Raw genomic sequence first — 26780 nt, forward strand, 5'->3', positions numbered from 1 at the left:
CTCACATATAACAGATAAACTTAGCTCAATATTTATTAAAAGATGATGGTTATGCAGTACTTATTTGCAGTCACTTTGCTTTGGGCGTTTTCGTTTAGTTTAATTGGTGTGTATTTAGCAGGCCAAGTTGACGCTTGGTTTAGCGTATTAATACGCATAGCACTGGCAACACTGATTTTTTTACCTTTTTTAAAGCTCAAACAAACGCCTAAACCTTTAGCCTTAAAGCTTATGCTGATTGGCGCTATACAACTTGGTGTTATGTATAGCTTTTACTACCACTCATTTTTATTTTTAACCGTTCCCGAAGTTCTGCTATTTACTGTAATGACTCCTTTGTACATTACCCTGCTAAATGATGGATTGAACAGATGCTTTAACCCACGCTTTTTTTTAGTCGCACTTATTGCTGTAATCGGTGCAATTACTATTCGTTACGAAAACCTAAATAGCGACTTCATAATCGGCTTATTAATCGTTCAAGGGGCGAATATAAGTTTTGCTGTAGGCCAAGTTACCTACAAACGCTTAATGAATAACAATCAGCTTGATGACAAAGCCGTATTTGGATGGTTTTTTATAGGCGCACTTATTATTGCCACAATTTGCTATGCATTATTTGGTAACTCAAACAAATTACCAACCACTTTCACACAGTGGGGCATACTAATTTATTTAGGGTTGGTTGCATCAGGACTTGGTTACTTTATGTGGAATAAAGGCGCAACCCTTGTCAACGTAGGTGCTTTGGCAGTTATGAATAACTTGCTTATTCCAGCTGGGATTATAATTAACGTGCTGATCTGGAACAGAGATGCCGATATAGTTCGGTTAAGTATTGGGGCTGCTATAATGTTAGGTGCATTATTGGTCAATCAAATGCTTAATAAAAAAGTAAATTAATAAGCTTGTAGCAAAATTGTCATTAATAATCATTAAGGTAGTACAAATTTTACTTTTTAAGGATAAACAATGAAACGTATTACCTTACTTACAAGCTGTATATTGTTAGCCACACTTGCAGGCTGCGACGATGATGTAGAAATAGTAGAAAAAGAAGTGGTTGTTACCAACACCGAAGTGGAAATTGTTGAAGTACCTACGCCCATTGTTGTAGAGGTTGCTGAAGGAGTAAATATTCAGCTAGGGACTCGCCCTGACTATTTAATTAACGATATGGCGCAAAGCACACTAAAAACAAAATTAGAGTCATGCAGCGAAGGTCCTTTTTACCGCACCGATTTTTCTATTGGTCATCGCGGTGCATCAATGCAATACCCCGAACACACTAAAGAAGCCTACATTGCGGCAGCGAGAATGGGCGCTGGCATTGTTGAATGCGATGTTACATTTACAAACGACAAAGAGCTTGTTTGTCGCCACTCTCAATGCGATTTACATACCACAACTAATATTTTAGCTATTCCTGAACTTGCAGCTAAATGCAGTGTGCCATTTACACCAGCCGACTCTGCTAATGGTATTGCCGCATCAGCTAAATGTTGTACCAGCGATATAAGCTTAGCGGAGTTTTTAACCCTTGAAGGTAAAATGGATGGTGCAAACACTAATGCAACGACTGTTGCCGATTACATGGATGGCACACCAAGTTGGCGCACTGATTTATATGCCACCAACGGCACATTGATGACCCATAAACAAAGCATTGCACTGTTTAATGAGCTAGGTGTAAAAATGACACCAGAGCTAAAATCGCCACAAGTAAGTATGCCATTTGATGGAATGACGCAAGAACAATATGCGCAAAAAATGCTAGACGAGTACACGCAAATGGGTGTGCCAGCCTCAAAAGTTTATCCGCAATCATTTAACCTTGAAGACGTAAAGTACTGGATTAACAATAACCCTGACTTTGCAGATAAAAGCGTTTACCTAGATGGACGTGACAGTGAAGCCGGATTTGATCCAAGTAACCCACAAACATGGCAACCGGGTATGGATGAGTTAGTGGCTGATGGGGTGAAAATTTTAGCTCCTCCAATTTGGATGATGCTAACAATAGATAACGAAAGTAATATTGTGCCATCGCAATACGCTATTGACGCAAAAGCAGCAGGTTTAAAGCTTATTGCATGGAGCCTTGAGCGCTCGGGCCCGCTTAATGAAGGTGGAGGTTATTACTATCAATCAATTGCTGATGTTATAGATAACGATGGCGACATGATGACAGTAGTCGACGTACTCGCAAAGGACGTGGGGGTAATGGGTATTTTTTCAGATTGGCCGGCTACGGTAAGTTACTACGCCAGTTGTAATAAAATGCCTGCAAGTATTTAATACCAATCTGCTTATATATGGGGTCTATTTAACGTTAAGAAAATTACGCTAGAACTAGGCAAAAATTTTTTTATCTAGTTGTTCTAAATAAAAAATTTTTAACGACGTTGTAGTGAAATTTAATTCGTTAAATTGATCAAAGATTTATGCAGGTTGGTATAAATACTCAACGACAAAAGTCGTATATTTTATCGCGCTCAGTTACCATATCAGCATATATAATTTTATTTTACTGAGCGCTTTTTATGATAATCCAACAACATAATGCTGACTTGCCAACACCGACAGGTTTAATGCGAACAACTGTATATCGCCCTCAAGCGCAAGGACAGTTCCCTGCTATCATTTTTTATTCTGAAATATTTCAGCAAACTGCCCCCATCGCACGCAGCGCAGCTATTTTAGCAAGCCATGGCTTTGTAGTGTTAGTGCCTGAAGTGTTTCATGAGTTAAACCCTATAGGCACTGTGCTTGCTTATGATGATACAGGTAAAGACAAAGGCAATGCCGACAAGTGGGCAAAGCCACTTGAGCACCACGACAGTGACACACAAACTATGATCGACTTCATTAGATTACAAAGCTATTGCACAGGCTCCGTCGGCGCAATGGGCGTATGTATTGGCGGTCACTTAGCTTACAGAGCGGCACTAAATCCTGAAATTAATGCGGCTTTTTGTTTATACGCAACTGATATTCACAGCAATACATTACCTGCGCAACCTGGAAATAACTCATTCGAGCGTATGGCTGATATACAAGGCGAAATTCACTTTATATGGGGCAAACAAGACCCGCATGTGCCAAAAGAAGGCCGCGCTAAAATATACCAGCAATGCGTAAGCACAGGCATCAATTACCAGTGGCAGGAAGTTAACGCACAGCATGCCTTTATGCGTGATGAAGGTGAGCGATACGATGCAGCCCTTGCGATAAATATGTATCAACAAGCGGTGGCATTATTTAGCCGAACTTTATAAATGCTGTAAAAACTACTCATTAAGTACTTTTCAGCATACCTAAAGCGGTATGCTGTTTTACAAAGTATGCTTTTAAGTAATCAATAAACAATCGTAGCTTTTTAGAGCCCGCAGCCCCTGGCGGAAATACCCCGTAAAGCTCAATATCTTTGCTTTTATAATCATCTAATATTATTTCAAGCAGTCCAGCTTGCACTTTTGGCCACGCATCGTAAAGCGGAATACGCCCAATGCCATGCCCTGCTTCAACAAAAGCAGTACGAGCAGCGGCATTATTGGTGCTTAAGGCGCCTTGCATTGTAATATCGTGTTTTTTGCCATCTTTTTGAAGTGTTAATGTTTTACTGCCCAATTGATAAACGACCCATTGGTGCTCTGCTAGCTCTAAAGGCGTTTTAGGTTTACCAAAATGTGCAAAGTATTCCGGCGCGCCACAAATACAAGTGCTCATTGTAGTCAGCTTGGTTGCCTGCAAGTTGGAGTCACTCAGTGCCACGCCCCTAATTGCAAAATCAAACCCATTTTTAATAATATCAACCACATCGTCAGTAAGCTGTAAGTCTATTTGAATTTTAGGATATTGGCGCTTAAACGTATTTATTGCAGGCACAATTAACTGCATTCCCACATTTACTGGGCAACTAATTTTAAGTAAACCTTGTGGCTCGCTCTTTATATTTTCTATTTGCTGATTAGCCGCATTAGCTTGTTCGGTAATTATTCTACAACGCTCATAATAAGCAATGCCCGCTTCAGTGAGCGCCATGGTACGGGTTGAGCGATTTAGTAAAGTAACTTCAAGCTGCGTTTCTAATTTTTTTAAATGATAACTTGCAACTGCTCGCGTAAGCCCTAGCTGTTTGGCAGCAGCGGTTAAGCTGCCCTGCTCTACAATTTGTGCAAATACAACCATGCTCTTTAACTGCTCAAACGACACTTTCATAAATGCTCCGTAGTGTGTTTTAAATTCAACCTTTTTATTGTATCAATTATTAAACCAATAAAGTTAAATTTATCATCGTTGTTTAAAGCAGTGTTAGTGCATATAGTAATTGGTAAGCAAGATAAACTAATTCAAATCATCAGAAGGAATATATTCAATGTCTAAAAAAGTACTTATGGTTCTTACATCTCACGCAGAACTTGGTAACACTGGCGAAAAAACAGGTTTTTGGGTAGAAGAATTTGCAGCCCCTTATTACGCCTTCGTTGATGCAGGCGTTGAAGTAACATTAGCGTCTCCAGCTGGCGGCCAACCACCCATTGATCCGACAAGTACACTTGCCGATTTTCAAACAGATGCAACAAAACGTTACGACGCCGATAGCGCGGCGCAAACATTAATGGCAAACACTAAAGTGTTGAGTGAAGTAAAATCTAGCGATTTTGACGCTGTATTTTACCCAGGCGGCCACGGCCCATTATGGGACTTGGTTGACAACACAGATTCAATCTCTCTTATCGAAAGCTTTGTAAAAGAGCAAAAACCTGTTGCTGCGGTATGTCATGCAAGTGCTGCATTTTTAAATGTTAAAGATGCCGATGGCAATGCACTAGTAGCGGGTAAAAAAGTAACTGGTTTTACTAACTCTGAAGAAGCTGCAGTGCAACTTACCGATATCGTGCCATTTTTAGTTGAAGACGAGCTAATCAAAAAAGGTGGCGATTATCAAAAAACTGACGACTGGGGTGTATTAGCACTAGAAGACGGTTTAGTAATTACCGGCCAAAACCCAGCAAGCTCTGAACTAGCTGCAAAAAAACTATTAACTAAATTAGGTTAATAGTGAGTAATAATTAAAATTAAGCACAGCATTTTATGCTGTGCTTTTTTAATTGCTTTTCATTAGCAAATACAATTCCTATACTGGCAACTCTTAAAGTCAATTAGGGCGATTATATGGCAACCAAGCCAACCACACTGTCATTACTAACTAGTACCCGTTTCGCAATATTTAGTATTGTTGTTATTTGCTTCGTACTACAAGTGATCAATAGTCTACCTGGCATAAATCTTAATGGTTTAGGCATATATCCACGCAGTATCCAAGGATTAATTGGCATACTATGCGCACCTTTTTTACATGGTAGCTGGTGGCACTTTGCCAGTAATATGATCCCATTTGTAGTATTAAGTTGGCTAATTTGCCAGTACAGCGTAAAACGTTTTTATAACGTATTTATTTTTACCGCTCTAGTCGGTGGACTTTTAGTTTGGGCATTTGGGCGCAGTAACATACATGTTGGTTTAAGCGGTGTTATATATGGTTTATGGGGCTTTATTCTATGCTACGGCTTAGTAAGACGCTCATTAAAATCAATTATAATTGCAGTTGTAGTGGCTATACTTTATAGCGGTTTTATATGGGGTGTTTTACCTCAGCGCTATCATGTATCGTTTGAAAGCCATTTATTTGGAGCGCTAAGCGGGTTGTTTTTAGGTTATAGATTAGCAAAAGCCGATAAATTAAAAGGTCGGTAAATTAAATATTTAGGGCCTTTAATTAATTTTTTATGGCCACATTTATGAGTAAGTATTAAACATTTCCATTTAACATTGAGGTTATTTATGAGCGATCAAAACGAATACACGCCACCAAAAGTATGGACGTGGGAAAGTGAAAGTGGCGGTAAATTTGCCAGCATTAACCGCCCAATTGCAGGCGCGACTCATGACAAAACTCTACCTATTGGCGAGCACGCATTTCAGCTTTATTCTCTTGCTACGCCAAATGGCCAAAAAGCTACAATCATGTTTGAAGAGCTTTTACAGCTTGGTTGCACCGATGCAGACTATGACGCATATTTAATAAACATAGGTGATGGCGATCAGTTTGGATCTGACTTTGTTGATATTAATCCAAACTCAAAAATCCCAGCGCTAATGGATCATTCAACCACACCACCTACTCGCGTTTTTGAATCGGGTTCTATTTTACAGTATTTGGCTGAAAAATTTGATGTACTCATCCCTAAGGATTTGAAAGCTAAAACGCAGTGTCGTAACTGGCTATTTTGGCAAATGGGCTCAGCGCCATATTTAGGTGGTGGGTTTGGTCACTTTTATAGCTACGCACCAAGTAAAATGCAATACCCTATTGATCGTTTTACCATGGAAACTAAACGCCAACTTGACGTGTTAAATCGTCATTTAAGCGAAAATGAATACATGGCGGGTGATGAATACTCAATTGCCGATATTGCAATTTGGCCTTGGTATGGCTCGCTTGTTTTAGGCGACTTATATGATGCAGCTGAATTTTTAGATGTTGCCTCATACACTCATGTTGTTCGTTGGGCAAAACAAGTTGCTGATCGCCCTGCTGTAAAGCGCGGCCGCCGCGTAAATCGCACATGGGGCCCTGAAGAAGATCAAATGGCAGAGCGCCATAACGATAGTGATTTCGAAGGTTAAATCTACTAAACAGCAAGTAAAGTCGTTAACACTTTAACCTGCTTAATAATTTTAAGGCTCATAATGATTATTTATTATGAGCCTTTTTACTGTGCTAGCTTTTTTTTTTGCTTTCATAAACTATATTTATTCTTATACTCAGGATTAGAGCCTAACTAATCGATGTTTAATACGCTTTTGTTCATCTGAAATATTTGCAGTATTTCTTGAACGTTTCTCCATCGCTAGTTGGAGTGACTTTTGTATAAGGTTTTACTTAGTGCCATATAAAAATCTAAATAGTGAAGAACGCAGGGAAACCGTTAAAATTTTATACTCTAATGCCATCTCTGGCATTGCCATTTCCATTGTAGTCAGTTTTATATTAGTGTTTGCTTTTGATTTAAATAACCAGAAAATATCCTACGAAAAAAGTATTTGGCTAAGCATTATGGTTGTCTTATTAGCAGCTCGCGCTATTGATGTAATGTGGTTTTATAAAACCAAAAAGGATAGCCCGTTATTTAATGCTGACACATACTCAAAAAGATTTTCAACCGGGTGTATTTTAACTGCGCTATCGTGGTGTGGGTATGCACTTTGGTTTCATAGCACCTCATCAGCAATAGAGACGACAACCACGATTGCTATTTTATCTGCCTTTGCAGGAGGCTCTGCAAATCTGCTTTCAGGAAGTCGAGTAACCGCTGTACTCTATAGCATTATTTTACTGGCGCCCTACTCTTTTTTATTAACCTTTTCTAACGAAAACTACAACTCTGTCCTCGGTATTTTAGGCCTAGCATTTACTGCTATTATGGTGGCTTCATCGTACAAATCAGCCACATTTACACACAGCGCAATCAAGCTCAAAAACCAAAACAGAGAGCTGCTTAATGAAATGGAAAACAAGGTTGAGCAACGCACTGAAGAAATTTACCACCTGTCTAATACCGATCCACTTACAAATCTATTAAACCGAACCGCATTTTTAAAAAATGCAAACAGACAACTAGCAGACAACCCTCAAGAACCCTTTGCTTTATTATTCGTAGATTTAGATGGATTTAAACAAATAAATGATTCATTGGGTCATAAAGTAGGCGATAAAGTATTAAAAGAAATAGCACGAAGAATTAGTAATGTATGCAATCAACAGCTATTTAAATGCCGATGGGGCGGGGATGAGTTTTTAATTTTAGCAACGTATCAAAAACAAGCTGAGCTTATCGAGTTTGCAGATAAAGTACTTCAAAGCATTGGTGCCGAGCATGAAACATATAAATATCAAAAATGGGTATCTGCAACTATTGGTATTGCCATGTATCCTGAGCACGGGAGTGATTTTAATACTTTAATTCGCTCTGCTGATACTGCAATGTATCACCAAAAACGCATCGCGAAAGGCAATATCAATATTTATAACGATTCACTCAAATTAATACAAGAAAGAGAGTATCTTTTGAGTCAACGCCTAGCCAGTGCCATAGAAGAAAATAGTTTAAGGCTAGTATTTCAACCAATTGTTGATAGCAAAACCTCAAAAGTAACCTCTTTTGAATCATTATTACGCTGGCAACTAGATGGTGAAAATATTTTCCCTGATGAATTTATAGCTATTGCCGAGCAATACGGTTTAATAACCGAGTTAGGTATTTGGGTAATAGAACAGGCATGTATACAAGCAACAAAATTAAGTCACTTACAACCACAAATTGCTATAAGCGTAAACGTATCGGTTATTCAGCTACAAGATCCTGATTTTGTATCTAAGGTATTAAAAATAGTAAATCGCCACCAGGTAGAACCTAAAAACCTACACATAGAAATTACTGAGTCAGTATTTGCCGAGGATAAACTCACATTTTTGACAGCCGTTAAAGCACTACAAAAACAAGGCTTTTGTATTTCAATTGATGATTTTGGTACAGGCTACTCATCACTATCAAGCATGCTTGATATTGGTGTCGATATAGTAAAAATAGACAGAAGCTTTATTCAAAATATGGATAAAAGAGGGTTAAGTATTATTCATGCAATTGTACAAATGGCCTCTACTTTAGATTTTACTGTTGTTGCAGAAGGCGTTGAAACTATTGAGCAAGCAAACACACTCACTAAAATTGGTGTATCTCACCTACAAGGTTATTACTTTTCAAAACCGATGGAAGTAGGTTTTGTAGATGCTTATTTAAATGAGCAAAATAAGCAATGTAGTTAATAACCAAACACTTCTAAAAGCGCTTAGCTACCATATGAGTTATGCGCAACCTTTCTTATTAGGGCCTGTTTATTTTTTGAGGTTGAATTTGCAGTAGACTGTCTGGTATTTAAGCAAGGCAGAGCCTATGAAGTGTGGTTATTAACCATACATAGTTGATAACGTAGTATTAATGCCAAACATGCGCTGCCCAAAGGCTCTGCCTATGGAGATAGACTCTTTGTTACTAGATTACAAACCTCGCGCCGCGATTAAATCGTCCTTAGATTGAACAAGTTTCAATCCTTAAAGGTCAACAGCCCCTCCCTAAAACATAATCTTACAATTACTTACACCCAGTACATAGTAATTAGCGTAGGCTAAATATAATCCAACTTAGATATGTATATTACGTTTAAACGAAAAAGCCCCAGCGCTGGATAGTAGGTAAAATTATGCGCTGACGCTGCTTAAATAATAAAAACTTTAATGATACAACTAAATATAAAAAAGGAATTTGCATGATAAAACCACTTTGCTATTCACTCATCACTTTACTTACCCCCATAAGCGTTATAGCTCAAACAATGGCAATAAAAACAACGGATGAATTAGTATCAACCGATTCAGAGATTTTATTTGCATATAATAAAGAATTAAAACAATTAGAAGCCATCAATTTACTTACATCACTTAGTAGTGAACTTGCTTTACCAAAAAACGCCATCGGGTTTGATGTGGCAACACTTGCTAACATCACCGATAAACAAGCACTCGTACTAACAAGTGATGGCGTATATAAAGCCCAAGCAGGTAAACCAACATTGTTGTTTAATTATGAGTCGGTTCTTAATCAATTAAAAATAGATAAATTTGAAAAAGTAGACTTTGTTTTCGATGCTAACAATGACGGTCTAAGCGATATTTTCATTCCTGGGTTAGCAAGCAGTACTTTATACATTCAAAATAAAGATGGCAGCTTTAAGCCTAACCAATTTAAGCAAATACCTAAATATGAAGGCCGCTTTTCAGGAAAAGGGCTTTCTTTAGAAGTTAATATTAACAATAAACCTGTGGTTATCGATTTTAACCACGACGGATTAAACGACCTGGTTTTTTCAAATGACTTTGGAGCAGATGTACTACTTGCTAATTCAGAGGGCTTTGAGCAAAAGCTTACCTCAATTGATTTTAGCATTGAGCTAGGCGAGCTAAGCAATGGCGAGACTCGCAAAATAAAGCAAATTATTGATATTAATAACGACGGATTTCTAGATTTTACAACCAGACAGTTTAAGCCTACACAAGGTATGGACTCGCTAGATATAAAAATAGCACATACTTTGTACCTAGGGAGTGCTAAAGGTTTTACTAATACGCCCATTACCTTATTTGAAACACAGGGCCCTAGTGAGTTATTGCTCAAAACTGACTTTAATAATGATGGCTTAATTGATTTACAAAAAATGGACTTAGATATTGGCTTAGGTACTATCGCCTCTATGGCATTAGGCGGTGGCAGTACTGATGTAGATGTAGAAATGAATCTTTATAAGCAGCAACCCGACGGCTCATTTGCCAATAAATCGAGTATTGAACTTGATTTAGAAATGGAAGTGGGGATGAATGGCGATGAATCAGAACCGGCTCTCTATTTAGGCGACATTAACGGCGATAGCTATATTGATGCGATATACAAATACAGTAAAAAAACGCTGTATATTTATTATGGAGAGCAAGACTCACTGCTAAATGATAAACGCAAAAAATTAAAGCTAACGCTGCCTAAAAATAATAAAGATATTCTTCTGGTAGATATAAACCAAGACGGTAAAAAAGATTTTGTATTTAAATTTACCGAAGAAGATGGCACCAGCAAAATAGAAACACGATTAAATTAAGCCAATAAAAAAGCCCAACAGAATTAACCGTTGGGCTTTGGACTTAAGACTTTCGAGTAACAGTCAGCTTTACTCTAAGTAATAACACCTAAGCAGTTACATTTAGCAGTGAATCGCCTTCACTTAAACCAAACTTCTCTTGCACTGATGCAAGGATTGATTCTTTATCTTCATCAGACAACTGGTTTGAATACTCAGTTAAGAGCTCATCTAAGTAGCTCACTACCTCGTCTGTATCGACTGATTCTAATGAGTTTTGTGGCGGTGGCGGCGGTCTTTGACCTTCTGCTCTTCCTGCATCACCAATGCTTTTAGCATCAAACTCGAGTTCGCCCATTAAATCAGCAAGCTCTTTTGTTGGTTCAATACCTTGTTCTTTAAATGCAGCTTGAATACTTTGCGCATCGTCGCTAGTTAAGTTTTCTGCATCAAACTGTGCAAGCGTTTCTTTAACAAAATCACTTTGCTCTGTTGTTAATTTTGCAGCTTGACTACTTTGTTGCGGCACAAAACTCGCAGAGCTGCTGCCAATATTATTAATCATTTTAGTATCCTTTCAACGTTCACGACGAGGTGGTTTATGATCGCTAAGCTCTTGTTCACTAATTTCGCCATTACCATCGGCATCTATAGAATCAAAAATTGTTTGTGCATCACCGTGCGGCGGTTTTTTAGCACTAAACTCTTCAAAGCTAATTACGCCATCACCATCAGTATCAATAGTTGAAAAGTCAGGTTTTTCAGGAGGATTGTCACCGCCTCGAGCAGCTACATTAGCTGAAAAAGCAATAGATAATATTGCCACAGTGGCAAGAGTTGAAAAATGCTTCATAGTAATAACCTCGTATTTAAGAATTAAACTAAGCTTACGCTTTAAAAACGCAAACAATGTGCAAATAATGAGGAAGTAATAAATTATTTTTAATAAAAACTGATGATTCAAAAAAGTTCTGGTTGATTGCTTTGCAATCAATATATAAGCTAATAAAATAATACGATTAATTACTCTCTGGCAGTAGTGTTACTGCCCTTAATTCTCAAAGCTGATATACTGCTTGAGCCAATTAAACAAACAAATACAGAGCACTTTCATAAATAATGATTAATAACCAACCCTACTTAGCAGGCAATCTGTGAAAATACCTAAACGCCTACAACCTCTTGTTGATGATGGCCTTATTGACGAAGTAATAAGCCGACTAATGAGCGGTAAAGAAGCCGATGTATTTATTGTGCGTTGTGGTGAACATATTCGCTGTGCGAAAGTGTATAAAGATGCGGTTAAACGTAGTTTTAAAAAAGCGGCACAATATCAAGAAGGCCGAAAAGTACGTGGTGGACGCCAAGCGCGTGCAATGGGTAAACGCTCTAGCTATGGCCGCCAATTAGAAGAAGAAATTTGGCAAAATGCCGAAGTTGATGCGTTATCTCGTTTAGCTAGCGTGGGTGTACGCGTTCCTGATACTTACTTTTGTATTGATGGCGTGCTGCTTATGGAGCTCGTCTCTGATGAAGATGGTAACGTAGCCCCTCAACTAGGACATGTCGTTTTTAGTGAAGAGCAAGCGATTGAGCAGTATAAACTCATGATACATTACATTAAGCTTATGCTTTGCGCTGGTATAATACACGGTGATTTATCTGAGTTTAATGTACTTGTAGATAATAACGGCCCTGTAATTATAGATTTACCGCAAGCCGTTAACGCTTCAGCTAATAACAGTGCACAAGCTATGTTTGCACGCGATGTAAATAACATACGCCGCTACTATGGTGAATTTGCGCCAAGTATACTAAAAACTCAATACGCTAAAGAAATGTGGGCACTATTTGAAGAGGCCAATTTAACGCCTAATTCAACGCTTACAGGTGAATTTGAAGACAGCGACGAACTTGCTGATGTAGATTCTATTCTTGATGAAATTCAAGCTGCCGAATACGAAGAGTTTGACCGTTTAGAGCGAATTAAAAATGCTGACGACGATGAGTAACTCATCGTCATAGCTCATTCCACCTTACTGTGGATGCACAAACCGGTAGCCAACCCCATAAACAGACTGGATAACACTTTCAGTTTGTGTCACTTCATCTAGTTTTTTACGCAACTTTTTAATATGGCTATCAATAGTACGATGGCTCACAATACGCTGATCGGCGTACATAGTGTCCATTAAGCTATCGCGCGAATAAATACGATTTGGGTTGTTAAACAAAGGTTTAAATAGTTGAAATTCAAAGTTCGTCAATTCTATACTGTTTGATTTAAATTTTACGCTGTAGCTGCTTTCGTCAAGCTTCATTGTTGACTCTGTAACGTCACTTGCGTTATTTAATCGCCTTAAAATAGCTTTTACACGTGCCACCAGCTCAGCATAACTAAACGGCTTACAAATATAATCATCTGCACCTAATTCCAGCCCAAGCAGCCTATCTATTTCTTCTACTTTTGCCGATACCATAATAATAGGCACGTTTGAAAAGCGCCTGATTGCTTTACACAGTTCAATACCACTTTGACCTGGTAACATTATGTCTAGCAAGATTACACTCGGCCTGTTAATTTCAAGCCAAGGTAATACTTCATTCCCGTGATGTATTTGATGAGTAATAAAGTGATGGCTGCTTAAAAAGTCACTCATTAAGTTAGCTAGCTTTACTTCATCTTCCACAATTAGTATTTGTTCACTCATAGGCATCTCTGTAAGTAACCTTAACTTTATTTTATAAGCTAAATAGTTGGCAATCTAATAATAATAGCAAGGCCGCCTAAGCTGGCTTTTTCTGCAGCTATTTCACCTTTATGACCTTTAACTATATGCTGGCAAATAGATAAACCTAAGCCAGAACCGCCCTCTTGGCGATTACGCGAACTATCTACTCGGTATAAATATTCAAATAAATGCGATAAATGCGATTGCTCTACACCGACACCATTATCTTCGATTATAAGCTCTAAATAAGTTTGCCCTTTAATGCTTATATTATTAGCCGTTAAAGAAATAGTTGTACATTGTGCATAGTGTACTGCGTTCATTAAAATATTATCGAGTAGCTGCAAAAGGCGTGTTTTATCTGCTTGTACAGTTATGTGTTTAGCGCTATTTAGTAGGTATATTTTTATATTATGTTGTTCAAGCACAACCTGATATTTTTGCTCAATAGTATTTAATAATAACGCCATATCAGTAGGTTGCATAGTGTAGTGCATACCTCCTAACTCTGCGCTATTGAGCATATGCAAGTCGTCTATTAAGCGTTTTAAATGCAAAGCTTCATCGTTAGCCGAACTTATATTTTTTGCGTTCGGTTCTCGTATACCAAGTAGCATAGCTTCAAGTTCACCGAGTAAAATACTCATTGGCGTCCTAAGCTCATGAGAAATATTAGCAAGCCAACGCTTACGTACTTGCTCATCTTTAGCGAGTGTAAATGCAAGCGTATTAAAATCTTCGCTCAACTGTCCTAGCTCGTCTTTTCGCTCAAGTTTGAGTTTGGTCTCGTAATTACCTTGCGTTAAGCGATGCATACCGTTAGCAATTTGCTTTACAGGGCTTACTAGGTGACGAGACAATAAAAAAGTAACCATTAATGTTAGCAATACCGCAGCTAAAGCAATAAACCATAAGTAGTTAGTTTGCTGCTGTAAAAAATCAAGCTCATAGCCATCAACCAAGCTATCTCTTTTAGAAACTGCTAAGTAACCCACTATTTTATCGTTAACAATAATTGGGGTTGTTATATATTTTAAATCGCTGAGGTATCTACCCACTACTCGCTGTTTATTTTCGTCAAGCAAAGCGTAGTGAGCAATATTTTCTGGCGGTGGGCGGCGATCTTCCTCTAAACGAATATGATCTGGCGGCGGTGGTCGCATCACTCGCCCACGCGGACCTGGGCCTTCTTGTGGCCTAGGCAAAAACTGGCTATTTTCTAATTGCGATTCAACACGTTTTCTAAAGCTTTCGCCATTGCCGACAACATGCTCCCATGAGGGTGTTTGTTCGTATTGCTTTGCAAATTGCACAACAAGTGGTTCAAGCGCTTTCACCTCTTTTGCATTAACAAAATCAATTACGCCTTGCCCTATGCTCCACTGTATAAGAACCACAAGCCCTGCAATAACACTAAAGGTAAAACTAAATAGTATTAAAAAAAGTTTATTATGAATTTTCATTAATGCGTGTTTTCAACCTTGCTAGGAAAGCTCTCAAATCGGTATGTTATAAACTCTTTGGTTTGGTCGTTAACATACAGCGTAGCAACTATTTTTTTACCTTGAGCGGTCCAATACATATGACCATGATTATTTAAAGTAACCGATACGGTATTTATACCAGTTTTAAATAAGTTAGCAGGTAAATGCAACGCTTGTCCGTAAATTCGCTGTATTTTAACCCCATTAATGTATAAATGAGCATGACCTTGTAAAAAACCGGTGTCTTGGTTTGTTGTCACGCCCATCATTTGTTGCATGTTCATCGTGCCCTCTGGCGGCACAGACAAATCATAACGCTGTGTATCTAAAATTAAGTTATAACCCGACATACTATCTTTTAATAACTTAAGGCTTAATGCCGGGATTGGCGTGTCATTTGGCACAGCTATAGGCATATGGCTATGATCCATCATTTCCTGCTGCGCAAAGAGCTTGAAGCTCAATAGCGCAGCAGTTGTTAGGATCAATGCGTATTTAAAATAACGCATAGTTACTCCTTACATTCCCGGTGGTGGACCCATTGTTTCGCCAGTATCACAGCGACCAATTGAATTAGCGGCTAATTGACCTTTAAAACGAGGCCCTATTTGATAAGGAAAAGAAGGCTGTAATTTACCATCACTGTCTAACGTTAGTGTTATATGGTAGTGATAACCCTTACCATCATTAGTATCGTGGCCGTTATGCTCATCTAATTGAGCACCGGTTACTGTTTTTTGCGCGTAGTAATAATCTTCAAAGTAATAACCATCGTCGGCATTCAATGTATTACCAGAGAGCGTCGTTACTTGTGCACCTATAGCAGGACCTGCATCACTTGTTTGTGTACCTTGGCTAACATCGTATTGATCAACTAAGGTACAGCTTCGCTCACCCTCAGTACCACAACCCCCTTCACTTGTAGGTGCACCGTAATCTCGCATTTCCCAGCCACTTAATGCAAGTTGACCGTTACTTTCATAAGGACCGTAAAGTGGATAGCCATCAGCTGCAAACCCATAGATAGGTGAATGCGCATCGCCATCATCTTCGAGTAAATCAGCTAAGCAACTAGTATAAAAATGGTGATGATATTCACCGTTAGCAGCATGTCCGCCACACACATCAACATCATATTGCTCAGCAATGGGCGCTAATGTATACCAAATATTATTTCCGTAGCTCATACCATCGCCCCAGTTAAATATACTGGTGCCATTAACCATTAAGCCAACTGTACCTAAACCTGTTTCGCAAGTTTCAGCGTCAGATAAATCGGTAGGTGTTAGCGGAAAATATGCTTCAACCGCTTGTTCTGTTGGGCAACCCGGTCCTGGAGGCCAATAACCTGCACCGCCTGTGTCATCACAGTTTTCAGTGCTGCTGTTATAGCCAATATCTTCACCAAAGGAAATGGTTTGCCCTACTGCTGCAGAAGTTACACCGTTATAAAAATCGGTAGCTGCACGCGGGCGGTTATTTAACGCGTCTACTTGGTCTTGTGTAAGCGTTACATCATATTTAGGAATGTCAGTAGTTTGCACATACATGTATTCAACGTCAGCATCTTCCTCAGTAACGCTAACAACCTCAACTGATTGAACATCTTCAACCACTGCACCATTATTTTGTATGTATGTAGAAGTTGTATCGTTGTTAATTAACCAGCTGGTAAGTTTTGCACTATTATCAACTGTATCTGAGTCTGATGAAGCAATAACATTAACTATAACTGTATCTACAACGACATCGTTTGTGCCATCATCTGCACTAATTTCAAATACAAGTGCTTCATCGGTTAAAACTTCAGGTGCAACAAACTCTGTAGACGTTGCAGTACTTGAAGATAAACTAACGGTAGTGCCTGATGTTTGCGACCAACTAACCGATACTTCACCGTCATCTTCAACCGTTGAACTTAAATAAACGGTATCGCCCGCATTAACAGTTTGGTCAATACCAGCATCAACCGTTGGAACACTATTACTGACTGTATCGCCGTCTGTTGCAGTACTTGTTGAATCGCTATTACATGCGCTTAAAGCGATACAAAGCGCACTTAACGCAAATAACTTAGTTGCATTAGCAGCTTTTGTTTTAAGAAGTGTTTTCAATGCTTGAACCTTTACTTTAACGTTTAATAAAACAAAGTTAACAAGTAAAAGTGCAAACAATGTGCACAAACAAAGGAAGATTGTGATCAAAAAAGACAACCTAAGTTGTCTTTTTGCTATTTAACTGGAGTCTGGCTATTTATTTTTTCAAATGTTTATCAAAAAAGTCTAAAAATGCCTGAAGAGTTTTAACTCTGTGTTCTTGATAAGATAAGTAATGGTCACCATCCTCAAGCTCAATATAAGTAACATCTTTTGCTTCATCATCAAGTTCATCCTGCATTTCTCTACTATGATAAACAGGTACCACACTGTCGTCAGTTCCATGTACAAGCAATATTGGTCTTGTTATTTTTTTAGCAAAATTCACTGGAGAATTAGCTTCTAGTAAATCATCATCAGTTCCAAACTGCTTTCTAACGATATTTTTGTTTGTAAAGTGTCGTGCTTTACTCACTAAATACTGTAAATCACTTACCCCAGCAAAACTAGCTGCACATTTAAACGTTTCTGGGTGCTTAATTACAGCCATTAACGCTGCATAGCCACCATAGCTAGCACCACCAATACAAATGCTATCTGCTTGTGCTATTCCTTGGTCAATTAACCAGTTTGCACCGTCTTGCAAGTCATCTTGCATAGCCAAACCAAAACCTTGAATTGACTGCATTAAAAAGTCGTGCCCATAGCCACTCGAACCACGGAAATTAGGCTGTAAAACAGCATATCCGTTATAGGCTAATAAAGCTGTCCAGTAATCAAAATTAGCATAATCCCTTGCCATGGGGCCGCCATGTGGAAATATAATTGTTGGTAACTTATCACCTTCTTTATATTCTACTGGTAGAGTTAGATAGCCTTCTATTTTCAAGCCATCTCTTGCCTTGTAGCTAATGCGCTTTTTGCCTGTGTATACAGAGGCATCTATTTGCGGATAAACATCAGCAATTGCACTCACCTGCTTTTTTACTCTATCCCCAAATAAATAACTACCCGACGTTTTGTCTGAGCTGATATAGAGTATATATTTTTGCTGATCTTTACTAGTACTTACAATGTCTAATTTATATTCATCTTTAGGGAGCGATACGCGCAAAGAACGATGTAATTTATCTAAGTCTTTATCCCAATATTTAATACCATCATCTAAATGTGAATCAGTAAAGCCTGCAACTTCGCCAGTTTGTTGTGAATAAAAAATAGACCCATCAAAATCATATTTACTATTACTGTAAATTAGCTCGCGAGCTTTAGTCGTTAAATTGAGTTTAAATAATGCATCGCGCCCTTCATGTAACGCAGTGATGTATAAAAAATTAGAGTCTTTATCAAACCCTAATATAGAAATACTTTGCTTACTAAAAACCTCATAATCAAATAAAGTTTCCCACGACTGTTTATTCTCATCAAAATAATCGTAAGTAAATTGCGTATCGTCCATTTTTTTTGCAATACGAACTTTACCTTGCCTGTCGGCAAACCAAGTAACTACATTACTGCGTGGTCTTTGTATTTGTGTCTTACGTAATGTGGTTAAATCTAACTCATAAACTGCTGGGGTATTTGCTATTTTAAAATCCCCTTGAACTAAAATTTTATTCTCTTTTTCAGGTAAAAAACTAACAATTCGGTCTGAATATTGTGGCTGGATTTCATCTCTTACTGTGTTGGCTTTAAAAGCTAATTTAAGACCTTTATCATTTTTAAAGTTATACGCATACATAAGCGTTGATGTATATTTGACTCCGCCAAACTGATATTTTATATAGCGAGCACCAAGTAACAGTACGTCATCATTTGCCCAGTTATACCAATCAAAAAACACTGTATGGTTATTTGAGTTTATAATTGGTGTTGTAACCCCCGTCTCCAAGTTTTTAACCATTAAGATTAAAGTCCCTTGATGGTTTCTTATAAAAGCGAGGTTCTTACCATTGGGAGATAGCTTCACTTGGCTAAAATCTTTTAAGCCTGCAAAAACCTCTATAGGTAGTTTTTTATCTTGTGTGGCAAAAGAGCCAAAACTTTGCAAAGCAATTAACAAAGTGAAAATGAACTTAAACATTCGTAAATCCTTTTATTATTGTACTCCTAAGTAAACGATTATTTCACAACTGTGGCCTTTTAAGTAAAAACTTATCTTTGGTTGTACTAAAGTAATCGCCGCCCATTTTGCCCACTGCATTTAATAATTCAGGGTCAATATAGCCACCACTCATCACTTCATCGTCTATACAAATACCCACTACATCCAGCAACATCATTTTTCCACCGCCAGGCTCATTTGAAATACTAATAACTTCGCGTAACTTACATTCAAACCGTACTTTTGAATCGGCAACGCTTGGCGCGTTAACTAACTTACTTGGAGCTTGGGCAATGTTAGCTGCATCAAACTCGCTTATATCACTAGGATAATTTGCACAACTTTGGTTCATTTTTTCAACTAGCTCTTGGCTGACAATATTAACCACACATTCTTTAGTTGCCATTAGATTACTAAGCGTATCTTTATTCGTTTTATCACTAGGGTTTACTTGCGTAACACTTAAAACAGCTGGCTTGCAACTAGCCACAGTAAAAAATGAATAAGGCGCAATATTTGCACTACCTTCGCTATTTAATGTACTTATCCATGCGATAGGCCGTGGGCTGATACCGCCTACTAAGTAAGAGTAAACATTTTGGTTGGTATTTTCGGTGAGATCTAAAAACATATTTTTTCAACTAAATAAGAATATCAACATGCCTAATATCTTAATCCGATGAAGGTTGGGGTTAAAGAAGATTTACAAATGAGAAAAGTTAAAAAGTAAAACCGAGCCTTCAGGCTCGGTTTTCAATCCATTTAGCAAGGCGCTACATTATTGAATACTCTGACTTTTGTTTTTAAATCAAATGCAGCATAAGCTGCAACAATAATAAAACACCCCGCAGGCACAACATAAGAAAACGCGACACTGTATGTATCAATAAACACAGCTTGGAATACAGGAACTATCGCTCCACCTAAAATAGCCATTACTAAACCAGCAGCACCTAGTTTTGCATCATCGCCTAACCCATGTAGTGAAATCGCGTAAATAGTTGGAAACATTAACGACAAGCAAGCCGATATACTTACCAGCGCCCATACGCCACTTATATTTGGCATTTTCACCATATAAAAACACAGCAGCATTGCAATAATAGAGGTTGCCATTAACAGTTTGGCAGGACGAATAAATCCCATAAGCCAGGTCATTACAAATCGAGAAACTAAAAAGGTGATCATACTGTATTGTAAAATACTTCCCCCAGTAACTTCATTTGTATCGAGTGCCTCCATTACGTACTGGATGGTAAATGTCCATACACAAGTTTGCGCCGCAACATTAAAAAACTGGGCGATAACACCAAAGCGGTAATGGGTATTTTTAAACAAGCGCTTAAACGTTGCACTAAATTCTACATGCTTAGAGACTTTTTTTTGCTTACAAAAATTAGGTGTTTTAGTAAACGCAATTGCCAACCAAATAAAAACCAACACACAAGCCATACCAACATAAGGCACCATAACTGCATCAAGTTCTGCGCTTATAATGCTAGTTAATTGCTCACTATTCATATTTGTGCGCTCACCAGAGGTTGCGGTATTGAGCTTCGGTAAAATAAGGGTAGCGGCTAAAAAAACACCAATGTTAGTACCGACAGGGTTAAATGATTGCGCCAAATTCAACCTGCGAGTTGCACCTTGTTGGGTGCCCATTCCCATTACATAAGGGTTTGCTGATGTCTCTAAAATAGATAAGCCTCCAGCTAACACAAACAAAGCCACTAAAAAAAAACCATAAGTCATTGCTTGGCTGGCGGGATAAAACAAAAATGCTCCGATTGCAGCCATCCCTAAACCGGTTAACACACCTGTTTTATACGAAAAGCGTTTATTGATATATGCCGCCGGAATAGCTAGGCAAAAGTAAGCTCCATAGTAGCTAAATTGTACCAATGCAGACTGCACTGACGACATAGTAAAAATTTTACTAAACACTTTTACTAGCGGATCAGTCATGTTTGCCGCAGCTCCCCATGCAGCAAAGCACAGAACAAGTAAAATAAAGGGAACCACCATCTCCTTGGAGACAAGAGGTGTTTGTGTGTGTGTGTGTGTGGTCATTGCCGTGTCTCAGTTGTTAATGTTAAGTAAAGCATTTAACCAGTTAAATATCATTCCGTCAATAAATCAACTATAGTTATTTATTGACCTCCGGTGACTTATTTATACTCTGTCGTAAATTTAATAATAAGAAATGAACCCGGCAATAAAGCTAATATAGTCGCCAATTACACACACTCGGTGTACAATTAATCAGGTTATTCAAGATAATAACAACTAGGTAGGAATAATTATCAAATCTAAAAACCCTCGACTCTCTTTACAAGAAGGCCGAAGCCAATCTGGCCTGCGTGCTCATAATGAACGCCGAATTATGTCATTAATTCGCCAACACGGTAGTGCTCCAAAAGCTGAAATTGCACAAAAAACAGGGCTTTCAGCACAGGCCGTCACAGTAATTATCAATAGTTTAGAAGCCGAATCGTTATTAATACGGAAAGACCCTCAGCGTGGTAAGGTTGGCCAACCAACCATCCCATTTGCGTTAAATCCAGATGGTGCATTTGGAATTGGCTTAAAAGTAGGTCGTCGCAGTTTTGATTTAACCTTGATTGACTTAGTAGGAAATATACGCGCAACTTTGCACGAAAACTGCGCTTACCCCACAGTACAGAGCTTGCTAACCTTTTTAGAGAAAGGGATCAGCGTACTTAAAATGAGCTTAAGTGACGAATTAGCCAAGCGTATCTTAGGTGTGGGTGTTGCAACCCCTTACGAAATTTGGAACTGGACAGAAGAAGCCGGCGCTCCAAAAACAGTATTGAATGAATGGAAGTCTTTTGATTTTAAAGAAAAAATAAATCAAATTGTACATCTTCCCGTGTATGTATGTAATGATGATACCGCTGCTTGTTCAGCTGAATTAAGCTTTGGTAATCCTGCTCGTTTTAGCGATTTTTTATATATTTTTATTGGTACTTTTATTGGTGGTGGAGTTGTTATAAACGAAACCTTATTTACTGGTAAAAAAGGTAATGCCGGCGCTATAGGTTCATTACCTAGGCCTATGCTTAATAGTGAAGGACAACTAACCTCCCAACAACTTATTATGCAATCATCACTGTATATTCTCGAAAAAATGCTCAAAGGTGATGGCTACAATACTGACATACTATGGAGTTCAAAAGAGTATTGGGGAGACTTAGGCCCCGTACTCGATAAGTGGATAGACCAAGTTGCAGATGGCCTCGCCTACGCGGCATTGTGTTCTTTAGCTATTTTTGATTTTGAGGCAATTGTCATTGATGGCGCCATTCCTATCAATGTCAGAGAAAAAATAGTTTTGGCAACAAAGTTAAAATTGAGCCAGGCTGATCATCGCGGTATTAATCGCTGTGAAGTACAAAGTGGCTCTATTGGCGCCAAGGCTCAATCAGTAGGCTGCGCTAACCTTCCGTTACTTATCAACTTTTCTCAAGATCACGCAAGCCTTTCACACCACTAATATACTTTAAAGTTAAAAAGCAGCCATCGGTAACGTTGGCTGCTTATTTATTTTTTATCAGAGGTAAAAAATTCACTTAAACAATCAAAAAGCTGTACAAAAAATAATAAGTAATAATAGTTGATTTATTATTTTAAGTTCTCTACATTCTATTTACAAATTTGATAACACTGACATGTTTGATTAATAAAACCGCAAATTTGTATACACACACAACAAAGAGAGAACAGAAAAATGAAAGTATCAGCAAAAATGACTCTAATTGCAGTCGCTGTAGGTCTATCCATATCCCCTAGCGTCTTGTCACAAGAGCAACAAGTAGCAAAAAGTGATTTAGGGTTTGAGCGCATCATTGTAACGGGAACATCTCGGCCAAAAGAGAAAATCGAATCAACTAATGCAATAACTACCTTTAACGAAGCAAAGTTAGAGCAATTGGCTCCGCACAGTGTTGCAGAATTAGTGCGAAGTATTCCTGGTTTTCATGCCGAAGACACCGGTGGAGAAACCGGTAACAACGTAGCCCCACGAGGCTTTCCGTTATCAACGCAAACAGAGTTTACAGCACTACTTCGTGATGGTATGACCGTGTTTTATAATCAAGATATTTTATTTACTCAAAATGATCGCTTTACCCGTTTGTCTAATTTTGTTGGCAGCGTTGAAGCTATTCGTGGTGGTGCCTCGTCAATTTTTGTTGGTAGCGCGCCAGCTGGGTTTATTAATTTTATTTCTCGTGAAGGCTCCGATGATACCCAAGGTGATGTGTTTTTTGAAACCAACAGCAACAACCGCCTAGGTGGACAAGGTTGGGTTAGCGGATCAATAGACGATCAGACAACCTATGCTGTTGGCGCTTGGTATCGCAAGGATGACTCCGCACGCGATCCGGGGTATACAGCTAACCAAGGTGGTGAGCTTAATGGTAATATTAAGCACTTTTTTAAAGATGGCAGCGGCTTTACCCGCTTTGAGTTTAATAAACAAAACGATAGATCATTCTTTTTTATTCCTCAGCCATTAATAGGCTCAACCACCAATGCTAAAACAATCCCAGGCGGGATGGATATCAGAGATGGCACCACCGGTAACTCAGCAGGTGCGCGTTTATTAACTCTTAATAACACCCCAAGCGGCGACATTGATTTGGATATTGCAGATGGTAACTACGCTAATGTGACCTACTTTGGCAATACAACCGAAATTGAAATCAACGAAAACTTAGTCTTTTCAAATCAAATGCGTTATACCGATATGCTAACAACCTTTACCGGCATCATTAACGTAGGTAACGCCGAATCGTTAGCTAGTAAAGCACAAGCTATATATGCTGCAAATACTGATGTCCTTGCAGGTGCCATGGTTGATGGTAACCTAAGTTACGATATACGCGATGCAGGAAACGGCTTTGTATTGGCTGATTCAAGCAACGTAAATACCTACAACACCAATGGATACGGAATAAACGCAGGCTTTTGGCATAGACGTTTTGAAGGCGATAACTTTCAAAACGAAACCAGATTCAACTACACCTTTGATGATGTAGGCGAAGGGACTCTTTATGCTAATTTTGGCTTATTCTTCTCTAATATTAATGGCCATGTTACCGACTATCGAATTAATACACTGCAATCAGTAGAGCCCCTGCCGCAGCGCTTAGATGTTGTATTTACAGATGCACAAGGTCTTGACATTGCCAGCGGTACTTACAAAGGTATTCAGGCTGGATCACATGGTTTTGCCGATATTGTTTATAGTGAAAATACCCTTGCGCCCTTTGCTGACTTTGAATACGAGCTTGAAGATGTGTCGTTTAATCTGGGCCTAAGGTACGAAACCCTCAAAGCAGATGGGGAAGCGCAAAACCAAGCTAATTACACAATTGACAGTTTTGCCAGCGATACTGATACCGTCAATGGGAATATTACCCTGCCCTTTGGTGATGGGACTTACCGAAACTTTGATGTTGAATACAACGAAATGGCATGGACAGTTGCAGCTAACTACAAATTTAACGACGACTTAGCGGTATTCACTCGATATGCAGATGGTTTTCGTATGCCTGATGTAGATAAATACATGGCGATTACCAACCTAACTAGTCAAGAGGAAATTAATCAATTTAATAACTCTGAGAGACGCGAAACACAACCAGCTTCAACGGTAATGGCCGAGGTGGGCATTAAATATAACGAAGGTGATGTCGCAGCATTTGTAACCGGTTACTTCGCCGCTGCGGATGATTTATTCTTTAATGTACCTACTGTTGAAAATGGTCAAGTAGTGCAACGTCAAGCCTTTAGAAACACAGAAACCTTAGGTGTAGAAGCCGAATTTAACCTGCAAATCACCCAAGACTGGCGCATTGGTGTATCTGCAACGTACCAATCACCCGAATTTGTAAACACACCAGCGGCGCAATACTTGGATGCTAATGGAAGCTCTGCCTCTATTGATATAAACGGCAACTTACCTGTACGTGTGCCTAAGCACTTTGGCCAATTAACTAGTAGCTATCAGTTTGAAGATTTTTCGTGGGGTATGGCAGCTATTCATGGTAGCTACTCTTGGAGCGGTAAACGTTATGCCGACGACGCCAACACAGCAGAACTGCCTATGTATGGCATGTTAAACCTTGGTTTATCCCTTGAAAACGAAGACGGTTATTACCTTCGTGCCGATGTTAAAAACCTAAATAACTCAGAAGGCTTATCAGAGGGGGATCCTCGCGCAGGTGAAACGGTAGCAGGTCAAGCAACTACATTTAATGCGCGCGTTGTCTTACCTCGTACCTTTAGCCTTACTATTGGTAAGCGTTTTTAATTTTACTCTAATCTAGGGTATCGTCATGCAAAGCGATACCCTCGCAATTTTTAGGAAAATATAATGGAAGTAGTTGCAATTGGTGAAGCTTTAATAGATATACTCTCACATGACTGCATGCACAATAAGGCATCAAATAGCGAACTAGACTTCACACAGTTTGCCGGAGGCGCACCCGCTAATGTTGCTGTAGCCGTAGCAAAGCTTGGTGGTTCAAGTTATTTGCTTGGTAAAGTAGGCAATGATAAATTTGGTCGCTTTTTAATAAATGCACTCAAAATGTATAATGTAAACACATCTTATGTTGGCTTTTCAAAAAAAGGGAAGACGGCACTCGCGTTCGTATCGTTGGATGAAAACGGTGAACGTACATTTGAATTTTACGATAAAGATGCTGCACATTACGATTTACAAATAACCGATTTAGAGCCCTCTTTATTTTCAACACCTAAAATTGTGAGTTTTTGTTCAGGCTCTTTTGCAAAACCTTTAGTATTAAATACAACCTTACATGCGCTAAAACACTTTAAAGAATCAGGCTCGGTTACATGCTTTGACATTAACTTTCGTTCAGCCTTCTGGGATGAACCACTCACAGCTAAATCTGTTATTGAGGATGTTGCTAAAACAGTTGATGTTATTAAAGCGAGTAAAGATGAGCTGATCTCGCTTTATGGAATAGAGCATATTGATACCACTATTAGAAGTTGGGTAGATAGTGGCGTAGCTTTAGTTTTAATGACCGATGGTGGCGAGCCTATTACTTTTTCATCTAGCTCATTTAGTGGTACTTATCCTTGCCCTAAGGCATATGTTGTGGATACCACAGCTGCAGGCGATGCGTTTGTAGGTGGTTTTTTATATCAAATATCTTCGCTAGTGAGTAATAAAACAGAATTTACTGACTGGGCAAATAACTTTACTAACGTTTCAAAGGCTATCGACTTTGCTACTAAATGCGGAGCCAAAACAGTAGCAACGTTTGGAGCCTTTGATGCCCTACCTACATACCATGATATCTCGGCGAGTACCCTTAAATCTTCGTGTCGATGTTAAAAACTTAAATAACTCAGGAAACTTATCAGAGGGAAGTTTCACTCAGGTGAAACGGTAGCAGATCAATCAATTATATTTAATGCGCGCGTTGTCATATCTCGTGTCTTTAGCTTTACTATTGGTAAGCGTTTTTAATTTTACCCTAACTGAGGGTATCGTCATACAAAGCGATACCCCCGCAAGTTTTAGGAAAAGATAATGGAAGTAGTTGCAATTGGT

The 26780-nt window shown here is 38.7% G+C and carries 22 protein-coding genes; 12 read left to right on the forward strand and 10 right to left on the reverse strand.

The window, feature by feature from the left end; translation table 11 throughout:
• Positions 1–51: 51 nt before the first annotated feature.
• From AC5NT5_RS12300 to AC5NT5_RS12310, 3 genes are all read left to right on the forward strand, one after another.
• Entirely contained in the window at positions 52–903 is an 852-nt protein-coding gene (locus AC5NT5_RS12300; RefSeq protein ID WP_494514016.1) for a carboxylate/amino acid/amine transporter, read from the forward strand.
• A gap of 69 nt (positions 904–972) precedes the next feature.
• Positions 973–2298 carry a glycerophosphodiester phosphodiesterase family protein gene (locus AC5NT5_RS12305; protein WP_494514015.1) on the forward strand — a complete coding sequence of 442 codons (1326 nt, stop codon included), beginning with the start codon at positions 973–975 and terminating at the stop codon, positions 2296–2298.
• Between the two features lie 245 nt (positions 2299–2543).
• Entirely contained in the window at positions 2544–3278 is a 735-nt protein-coding gene (locus tag AC5NT5_RS12310) for a dienelactone hydrolase family protein (RefSeq protein ID WP_024597042.1), read from the forward strand.
• A 19-nt stretch (positions 3279–3297) separates the two neighbouring features.
• Here AC5NT5_RS12310 and AC5NT5_RS12315 read toward each other — a convergent pair whose 3' ends face one another.
• Positions 3298–4221 carry a LysR family transcriptional regulator gene (locus AC5NT5_RS12315; protein ID WP_024597041.1) on the reverse strand — a complete coding sequence of 308 codons (924 nt, stop codon included), beginning with the start codon at positions 4219–4221 and terminating at the stop codon, positions 3298–3300.
• 157 nt (positions 4222–4378) lie between these two features.
• Here AC5NT5_RS12315 and AC5NT5_RS12320 point away from each other — a divergent pair, with 157 nt between their 5' ends.
• From AC5NT5_RS12320 to AC5NT5_RS12340, 5 genes are all read left to right on the forward strand, one after another.
• A complete protein-coding gene (locus AC5NT5_RS12320; RefSeq protein ID WP_024597040.1) occupies positions 4379–5062 on the forward strand; it encodes a type 1 glutamine amidotransferase domain-containing protein in 684 nt (227 codons plus the stop codon).
• 116 nt (positions 5063–5178) lie between these two features.
• Positions 5179–5760 carry a rhomboid family intramembrane serine protease gene (locus tag AC5NT5_RS12325; protein WP_010555361.1) on the forward strand — a complete coding sequence of 194 codons (582 nt, stop codon included), beginning with the start codon at positions 5179–5181 and terminating at the stop codon, positions 5758–5760.
• A gap of 87 nt (positions 5761–5847) precedes the next feature.
• Entirely contained in the window at positions 5848–6693 is an 846-nt protein-coding gene (yghU, locus tag AC5NT5_RS12330; protein ID WP_024597039.1) for a glutathione-dependent disulfide-bond oxidoreductase, read from the forward strand.
• A gap of 259 nt (positions 6694–6952) precedes the next feature.
• Positions 6953–8893, forward strand: coding sequence for a putative bifunctional diguanylate cyclase/phosphodiesterase (locus AC5NT5_RS12335; RefSeq protein ID WP_182724974.1), 1941 nt, complete (start codon positions 6953–6955; stop codon positions 8891–8893).
• Between the two features lie 500 nt (positions 8894–9393).
• Entirely contained in the window at positions 9394–10773 is a 1380-nt protein-coding gene (locus tag AC5NT5_RS12340) for an FG-GAP repeat domain-containing protein (RefSeq protein ID WP_182724973.1), read from the forward strand.
• A gap of 88 nt (positions 10774–10861) precedes the next feature.
• On the opposite strand, the gene AC5NT5_RS12345 is transcribed toward AC5NT5_RS12340, so the two are convergent.
• Positions 10862–11317 (reverse strand): hypothetical protein, encoded by a 456-nt coding sequence (locus tag AC5NT5_RS12345; RefSeq protein WP_024604676.1) that lies wholly within the window; start codon positions 11315–11317, stop codon positions 10862–10864.
• Positions 11318–11329: 12 nt separating this feature from the next.
• Positions 11330–11605 (reverse strand): EF-hand domain-containing protein, encoded by a 276-nt coding sequence (locus AC5NT5_RS12350; RefSeq protein WP_007581281.1) that lies wholly within the window; start codon positions 11603–11605, stop codon positions 11330–11332.
• Between the two features lie 301 nt (positions 11606–11906).
• On the opposite strand from AC5NT5_RS12350, the gene AC5NT5_RS12355 reads away from it, so the two are divergent.
• On the forward strand, positions 11907–12764 hold the full coding sequence (locus tag AC5NT5_RS12355) for a PA4780 family RIO1-like protein kinase (protein ID WP_182196864.1): 858 nt from the start codon (positions 11907–11909) through the stop codon (positions 12762–12764).
• A 24-nt stretch (positions 12765–12788) separates the two neighbouring features.
• On the opposite strand, the gene AC5NT5_RS12360 is transcribed toward AC5NT5_RS12355, so the two are convergent.
• The 7 genes from AC5NT5_RS12360 to fucP form a co-directional block, all read right to left on the reverse strand.
• Positions 12789–13463, reverse strand: coding sequence for a response regulator (locus AC5NT5_RS12360; RefSeq protein WP_182695987.1), 675 nt, complete (start codon positions 13461–13463; stop codon positions 12789–12791).
• 38 nt (positions 13464–13501) lie between these two features.
• Entirely contained in the window at positions 13502–14947 is a 1446-nt protein-coding gene (locus tag AC5NT5_RS12365) for an ATP-binding protein (protein ID WP_182721353.1), read from the reverse strand.
• Positions 14947–15477, reverse strand: a complete 531-nt coding sequence (locus AC5NT5_RS12370) for a hypothetical protein (RefSeq protein ID WP_024597033.1) — start codon at positions 15475–15477, stop codon at positions 14947–14949. Before AC5NT5_RS12370 ends, AC5NT5_RS12365 begins: the two co-directional genes overlap by 1 nt.
• Before the next feature lie 9 nt (positions 15478–15486).
• The gene (locus AC5NT5_RS12375; RefSeq protein WP_182724993.1) at positions 15487–17142 is read right to left on the reverse strand and encodes a YHYH protein; all 1656 of its coding nucleotides are present in this window, start codon (positions 17140–17142) and stop codon (positions 15487–15489) included.
• A 79-nt stretch (positions 17143–17221) separates the two neighbouring features.
• Positions 17222–19147 carry an alpha/beta hydrolase family protein gene (locus tag AC5NT5_RS12380; RefSeq protein WP_494514014.1) on the reverse strand — a complete coding sequence of 642 codons (1926 nt, stop codon included), beginning with the start codon at positions 19145–19147 and terminating at the stop codon, positions 17222–17224.
• A 43-nt stretch (positions 19148–19190) separates the two neighbouring features.
• Positions 19191–19799, reverse strand: coding sequence for a flavin reductase family protein (locus tag AC5NT5_RS12385; RefSeq protein WP_024597030.1), 609 nt, complete (start codon positions 19797–19799; stop codon positions 19191–19193).
• Between the two features lie 131 nt (positions 19800–19930).
• The gene (fucP, locus tag AC5NT5_RS12390; RefSeq protein WP_029753314.1) at positions 19931–21238 is read right to left on the reverse strand and encodes an L-fucose:H+ symporter permease; all 1308 of its coding nucleotides are present in this window, start codon (positions 21236–21238) and stop codon (positions 19931–19933) included.
• A 286-nt stretch (positions 21239–21524) separates the two neighbouring features.
• On the opposite strand from fucP, the gene AC5NT5_RS12395 reads away from it, so the two are divergent.
• From AC5NT5_RS12395 to AC5NT5_RS12405, 3 genes are all read left to right on the forward strand, one after another.
• On the forward strand, positions 21525–22682 hold the full coding sequence (locus tag AC5NT5_RS12395; protein WP_220486982.1) for an ROK family transcriptional regulator: 1158 nt from the start codon (positions 21525–21527) through the stop codon (positions 22680–22682).
• Between the two features lie 234 nt (positions 22683–22916).
• A complete protein-coding gene (locus AC5NT5_RS12400) occupies positions 22917–25505 on the forward strand; it encodes a TonB-dependent receptor (RefSeq protein ID WP_182695982.1) in 2589 nt (862 codons plus the stop codon).
• A 63-nt stretch (positions 25506–25568) separates the two neighbouring features.
• A complete protein-coding gene (locus AC5NT5_RS12405) occupies positions 25569–26561 on the forward strand; it encodes a carbohydrate kinase family protein (protein WP_024598256.1) in 993 nt (330 codons plus the stop codon).
• Positions 26562–26780 lie beyond the last annotated feature (219 nt).

The organism is Pseudoalteromonas sp. J2K-J599 (assembly GCF_059295115.2).